This is a genomic window from Bacillus cereus group sp. BfR-BA-01381 (genome assembly GCF_022663555.1).
In the GTDB taxonomy this organism is placed as follows: Bacteria; Bacillota; Bacilli; order Bacillales; family Bacillaceae_G; genus Bacillus_A; species Bacillus_A pacificus.
Window position 1 is genome coordinate 1 of sequence record NZ_JAKUFR010000140.1, and the last position, 7,802, is coordinate 7,802.

Sequence of the window (7,802 nt, forward strand, 5' to 3'; positions counted from 1 at the left end):
AACCAAGAACAAAATCTAGCAAGCGATCCTGCTGAGAGTACAAATTCAGGTCCAAAGCAAATAACAACAAACATTTTAACGGGTGTAAAATTGACGGATAAAGATGGAAAACCATTTACAGAGGATAACCGTCCAAGTACAGATTCCCCTGCCAATATTGAGTTTACATGGGAACTTTTAAAATCGATGAATGTTAAAAGTGGAGATTACTATATTTTTGATCTTCCTAAACACTTTAAGATTTACAATACAATTAACAGTCCTTTATACGATAGTGAAAACAATCCAATTGGTAACTTTACTGTTACAAAAGATGGAAAAGTCACGATGACATTTAACGATTATGTTGAAGAACATCCAGATGTTGTTGGTAACCTACAATTAAAGACAGAATTTAATAAAGCTGAAATTAAAGGTACAACAACACAAGAAATTCCTTTCCCAATTAAAGATAACGATGTTTCTATTACAGTTGACTTTAAGCCTAATGTACAAACAGCCACGAACAAAAAGGGGTTACCTGATAGACCAATTAATACAAATGAAATTAATTGGACAGTAGAGATGAATAAAACGAAAGACACCCTTAAAAACGCCGTTTTTAAAGATAACATCCCACAAGGTACAAGCTTAAATAAAGATTCTATTAAAGTTTATTATTTAGAAGTCGATGTTAACGGGAACGCAACACGTGGTAAAGAAGCCGATCCAGAAGATTACAAAATTATTTCATCAGATGGTTCAAAATTGGAGATTGCTTTTAAGGAGAATATCAGTAAAGCATACCAAATCGAATATGCCACAAAAATTACTGATGAAAATGTAAAAGACTTCCGAAATAACGTTACGATAACGAGTGATAATCAAAAACAACAAAACGCAAGCTCTACTGTAACGGTTTCTCGTGGTACACATTTAAACAAAACAAGTAAATATGATCCAAAGACGCAAACGATTGAATGGACAATTACTTACAACGGTGATCAAAAAAATATCAAAAAAACTGATGCACTTTTAAAAGATATTTTTGACGATACACATGAACTAGATGCAAATTCTATCGTTGTGAAAAACGCTTCCTACGATGATAATGGAAGGCTTGTAACAGGAGATACTGTTAATAATTACACTGTAAGTAACAAGAAGAATGGATTCGACTTACAGTTTAATGAGGATATTAATAGTGCTTATGTAATTTCCTATAAAACAAAGCCAACTGGTAATGTCATAAAAGATGGAAAAGTAAAAAATACAGTTACAGCTGATAATGGTTCAAGTAAAGAAAATGAAGTTGGCTTCAAGCAGCAAAATATTATTAAATCTAATAATAAAGCTGAAACAAACTATAAAGACAAAACAACAACCTGGACAATTACGGTAAATAATAACAACTATCCATTAAACAACGCGATCATTACGGATACCTTTGACCATGGTGGATTACAATTAAAAGATAAAAAACTAGAAATTAAAGACGGAGATTATACCCTTCAAGCTGGGACTGATTATATTTTAGATGTAACAGATAAAGGTTTCAAAATTACCCTTATAGGTACATATCAGTCTAATATGACAAAGACATTAATCGTAAAATATACGACAGACTTTGACTATACAAAATTAGAAAGTGGTAAAACTTCATTTAAAAATACAGGTAACCTATCTTGGATAGATGCAGGGTCCAATCCACAATCAAATAAAGTTGAAGCGGACTTTGATCCTGATACTTTCACAAAGGCGAATGGATATAAATACGGTTCTTATAACGCCCAAACGAAAGAAATCACTTGGATAATAGGTTTTAATTATAATAATGTTGAGATTAAAGATCCATATATTATAGACGTAATACAAGATAAACAAAAGTTAGTACCAGGATCCATTGAAGTGCGCGATATGATTTTAAATGGAAGTCCTAATAATGCACAACCTGGTAATGCTGTACCAACTGAGAAATATGAACTTGAAGAACCTACAGAGAAAAATAAAAACACCCTAAAGGTTCATTTCAAACAATCAATTAATTCACCTTACTATATTATCTTTAAAACAAGCCTCGATGGTGAACTTATCCAAGGCACCTACAAAAACGAGGCAGAGTTGAAAGATGGCTCTAAAATTGTAAACACTCTTAAAGGTGATGCTCAAGTAAATAAAGGTGGCAGCTTCGTTACTAAAAAAGCTGTGCAAGATGACAACTATATTAATTGGAGTATTGCAATTAATGAAAGCCAATCGACCATTGCAGACGCAGTTGTAACAGACGATCCAACAGACAATCAAGTACTTGTGGAAGATTCATTCCACTTATATCCTACAACTGTCGATTACTATGGAAATGTAACAAAAGATACAGCAAATGAATTAAAACAAGGAACAGACTATAAACTCAAAATAACAACAGACAATAATACCGGAAAGCAACATTTTGAAATTGCTTTCTTGAAGAAAATTGATCGAGCTTATATTTTAGAATATCGTTCATTTATTAATGCAGACGATAAAGAAAAAGTAAGTAATAAAGCAAAAATCACAGGCAATAAGTTAACAGTAACAAATACAGAAACTACCGAAACGATTGAAGTACGAATGTCTTCCGGTTCCGGCGGAGGATCTGCTACTAAAGGTCGTGGAAACCTTGAAATTATAAAGGTAGATAACGACAATAAGAACACTCCATTAGCTGGAGCAGAATTTACTTTATACGATCGTACAGGTAAAACTGTTATCCGTAAAATTACAACAGACAAAGATGGTATCGCTAAATTTAATAACTTAAAACGCGATAAATATTTATTAAAAGAAACAAAGGCTCCTGAAGGCTATGTAATTAGCTGGGATTTAAAACAAGGGAAAATTGTTGAACTTGGTACACAAGAGACTACAACATATAAACTTGTAAATAAGAAGTTTGTCGGGAAAGTAGTTTTAACAAAGTCTGATGACCTGAACAAAAACGTAACACTACAAGGTGCCGTTTTCACACTACTTGATAAAGACAAAAAAATAATTTCAGAACACGAAAAATTAACAACAAATGATAAAGGACAAATTACTGTAGATCATTTAAAACCAGGGACTTACTACTTACAAGAAACAAAGGCTCCTGAGCATTATAAATTAGATGATCGACTGATTGAGGTTAAAGTCGCGGAAGATCAAACAACAGTAATAAACCGCACTGCAACAAACAGCTTGATTCCAGGTTCGGCCATTTTAACAAAAGTCGATAAAGATGGAAAAACTTTAGCAGGTGCGGAGTTCAGTGTACGAGATCGACATAACAATGTAATTCGTGGATATGAAAAATTAACGACAAATGATCAAGGACAAATCGAAGCAAAAGATTTACGCCCTGGAGACTATCAATTTGTCGAAGAAAAAGCACCGAAAGATTACGACATAGATAAAAAACCAATTGAGTTTACAATTGTAAAAAGTCAAAAGAAAGCAGTTACTGTTACAGCAACGAATCATCTCATTAAAGGTGGCGTTACTTTAACTAAAGTTGATGACATCGATGGTACAGCTCTTAAAGACGCGGTCTTTAAAATTGTTGATGTTAATGACGAAAAGAAAGTTATTCGCGAAAACGTAACAACTGGTGCGGATGGTAAAGTAACTGTTAAAGACTTAGAGCCTGGCACATATAAATTTATTGAAACGAAAGCTCCACAGGATTATACGTTAAACACAGATCCTATTACGTTTACAATTGACAAAAGCCAACAATCTTTAGCTACCGTTACGGCAACAAACAGTTTAAAAACAGGCGAAGTGGAATTATTGAAACTTGATGAATTCGGTGATAAAAAACCTCTAAAAGGTGCCGTATTTAAAATTGTTGATGTAAATAATAATGATGTTCGTACTGACCTAACTACAGCTGCTGATGGAAAAACAAAAGCTGATAAGTTACGTCCTGGTACGTATAAATTTATTGAAACAGCTGCTCCTGAACATTACGTTTTACGAGCAGAACCTATTGAATTTACAATCGACAGAAGTCAAAAAGAAACGCTACTTGTGAAAGCTGAAAATGCTTTAAAACCAGGAGATGTTGAATTAACGAAGGTTGATGATATCGATGGCACAGCTCTTGAAGGTGCTGTATTTAAAATTGTTGATGCTAATGATGAAAAGAAAGTCATTCGCGAAAATATAAAAACTGGTGCAGATGGTAAAGCTGTCGCTACCGGCTTACGCCCTGGCGATTATAAATTTATCGAAGTAACAGCACCGAAGTATTACGATAAAAATACAAATCCGATTAAATTTACGATCACAGAAAGTCAAACGACGTCGGCTACTGTTACTGCTAAAAACAGCTTAACAAAAGGCGGTATTGAATTAACAAAAGTGAATGCTGCAGATGAAAAGGAAACACTTGAAGGTGCTGTATTTAAAATTGTTAATAGAGATACGAATGAAGATGTTCGTACGGAACTTGTTACGAATAGTGAAGGAAAGTTAGTTGTAGACGACTTACGTCCTGGTAACTATAAACTTATCGAAACAAAGGCCCCAACTTATTACGATGTAAATGTAGAACCAATTGAATTTACAATCGAAAAAGGACAACAAAAACTTCTTCCACTTACATTTAAAAATAGTTTAACGAAAGGAAAAGTTAAACTTATTAAAGAAGATGATGTGGAAAGTAGTATCGCTCTTGCCGGCGCAGTGTTCACATTACAAGACGCAACTGGCAAAGAAATTGCGAAAGATTTAAAAACAAATGATTACGGAGTACTAGTTATTCCTGATTTAGCACCAGGAGATTATCAGTTTATTGAAACATCAGCTCCTGAACATTATAAGTTAGATCAAACACCTATTAAGTTCACAATTAAAAAAGGTAGCAAGGATGATCTTCCAATCCCTGTCACTGTAACAAATAGTTTACTTACAGGTGGCGTTACTTTAACAAAAGTTGATGACGTTGATGGCGTTACTCTTGAAGGCGCAGAATTTATCATTGTTGATGCTCATGATTCGAAAAAGGTAGTTCGTAAAGGATTAACTACCGATGAACACGGTAAAGTTTCTGCTTCTGATTTACGTCCAGGTGACTATCAATTTATTGAAGTAAAAGCTCCAAAAGACTATGACTTAAGAAAAGATCCTATTCCGTTCACTATCGGAAAAAGTCAAAAAGAAAATATTAGCGTTACCGCAACTAACAGCTTAACGAAGGGTGGCGTCATTTTAACCAAAATCGATGACATCGATCGTACAATGCTGAAAGGTGCAATCTTTAAAGTTGTTGATATGAATGGTAACGAAGTTCGCACAAACCTTGTTACAGATGACAATGGTGAAATTTCTATTTCTAATTTACGTCCGGGTGACTATCAGTTTATTGAAACAGCTGCTCCTGAACATTATGTGTTAGATGAGAAACCGATTCCATTTACAATTGAAAGAAGTCAAACAGAGAAAATTACTGTTACAGGTAAAAATACGTTGAAAAAAGGTAGCGTTGAATTAACAAAAATTGACGATATCGATACTGATACGAAGCTCGCTAATGCTGTATTTAATTTATTAGATGCAGACGGAGAGATAGTTGAAGAAGGCTTAAAAACAAATGATGAGGGAAAAATTGTTGTTGAAAACCTACGTCCTGGCACATATCAATTCGTTGAGACAATAGCTCCTGAACATTACGATTTAAATAAAAAACCGATCAAATTTACAATTAAGAAAAGCCAAACTGAAACTCTTCATATTACGGCTAAAAACGCTCTAACAAAAGGTGGAGTTGAACTTTCTAAAGTAGATGACATCGATGATGCTAAACTTGAAGGCGCAGTATTTAACATTGCTGATATGAACGGTACTGTAATTCATAAAGATCTTGTTACAAATAGTAAAGGAAAAATCGAAATCAATGACCTACGTCCGGGTGATTATCAATTCATCGAAACGAAAGCTCCTAAGCATTACGTTTTAGATGAAACGCCAATCCATTTCACTATTGAAAAAGGACAGAAGAAAGCTATTTCTTTAACTGCTAAAAATAGCTTACAACAAGGTAGTATTGAACTACTTAAAGTAGATGATCTAAACGATCAAATGAAACTTTCTGATGCGGTATTTAATTTACTAGACCAAAACGGAAAAGTGCTTAAAACAGATTTAAAAACAAATAATGAAGGAAAGATCGTTGTTGAAAATTTACGTCCTGGTACGTATCAATTTGTCGAAACAACGGCTCCACAGCATTATGATTTAGACAAAAAACCAATTGTAATTACAGTTGAAAAAAGCCAAAAAGATATTGCTACTGTTACTATGAAAAATAGTTTAACAAAAGGTGGAGTTGAACTTTCTAAAGTAGATGACGTCGATGGTACTACTCTTGAAGGCGCAGTATTTAACATTGTTGATATGAACGGTACTGTAATTCATAAAGACCTTGTTACAAATAGTAAAGGAAAAATTGAAATTAACGACCTACGTCCAGGTGATTATCAATTCGTCGAGACAAAGGCTCCAAAACATTACGATTTAAATAAAGAACCAATTCCTTTCACTATCGAAAAAGGACAAGCTGAACCGATTTCTGTTACTGCTAAAAATAGTTTAACAAAAGGTGCGGTAGAACTTTCTAAAATGGATGATATCGACGGTACAGCTCTTGAAGGTGCGGTATTTAAAATTGTTGATATGAACGGCAATGACGTTCGCACTGGCATTACGACAGATGCGAAAGGGAAAGTTTCTATTTCTGATTTACATCCTGGAGACTATCAATTTATTGAAACAACAGCTCCTAAGCACTATAAACTAGATGCTACACCAATTAAATTTACAATTGAGAAAAGCCAAGCAGAGAAGTTACAAGTCACTGCTAAGAACAGCTTAATTGAAGGTGCGGTAGAGTTAATTAAAGTGGACGATATAAATCAAGATACAAAACTTTCTGATGCAGTATTTAACATTATTGATGCGAAAGGTAAAATTGTTCGCACAAATTTAACTACTGATAAAGACGGGAAAGTTTCTGCTTCTAATTTAAGACCAGGAGATTATCAATTCGTGGAAACGAAAGCTCCGAAAGATTATGATTTAAATAAAACACCTATTCCTTTCACTATCGAGAAAAGCCAAACAACTCACGTTTCTGTTACTGCTAAAAATGGCTTAACTAAGGGTGGCGTTGAATTAACGAAAGTTGACTCTTTAGATGCGAAAGAAACGCTAGAAGGTGCGGTATTTAAAATTACTGATATGAACGGTAATGATATTCGTACGAATTTAGTTACCAATAAAGACGGAAAAATCATCGCTAAAGACTTACAACCTGGAGACTATCAATTTATTGAAACGAAAGCTCCAAAATATTATGACTTAAATGAAGATCCGATTAAGTTCACAATTGAAAGAAGTCAAACAAAACATGTTTTCGTTACAGCTACTAACAGCTTAACGAAAGGTAGTGTGGAGTTAATTAAAGTGGATGATGTTGAAGAAAACACAACACTCGAGGGTGCGGTATTTAAAATTGTTAATAAGGATGGACACGACGTCCGTACTGATTTAACTACTGATAAAAACGGCCGTTTAGTTGTGGATGAATTACCACCAGGAGACTATGAGTTTATCGAAACAAAAGCTCCTACTCATTATGACTTAAACGAAACACCTATTAAGTTCACAGTTAAAAAAGGGCAAGAAAAAATCGCTTCTGTTACTGCTAAGAATAGCTTAACGAAGGGTGCTGTGGAATTAAAGAAAGTTGATGACGTCGACGGCGCTACTCTTGAAGGCGCAGTATTTAAAATCGTTGATATGAA

1 protein-coding gene is annotated in these 7,802 nt (G+C 34.2%); it reads left to right on the forward strand.

Going from position 1 to position 7,802, the window contains the following annotated elements; genetic code table 11:
• The coding region (locus MR079_RS26770; RefSeq protein WP_242294951.1) for a SpaA isopeptide-forming pilin-related protein at positions 1-7,802 on the forward strand (7,802 nt) is incomplete at both ends.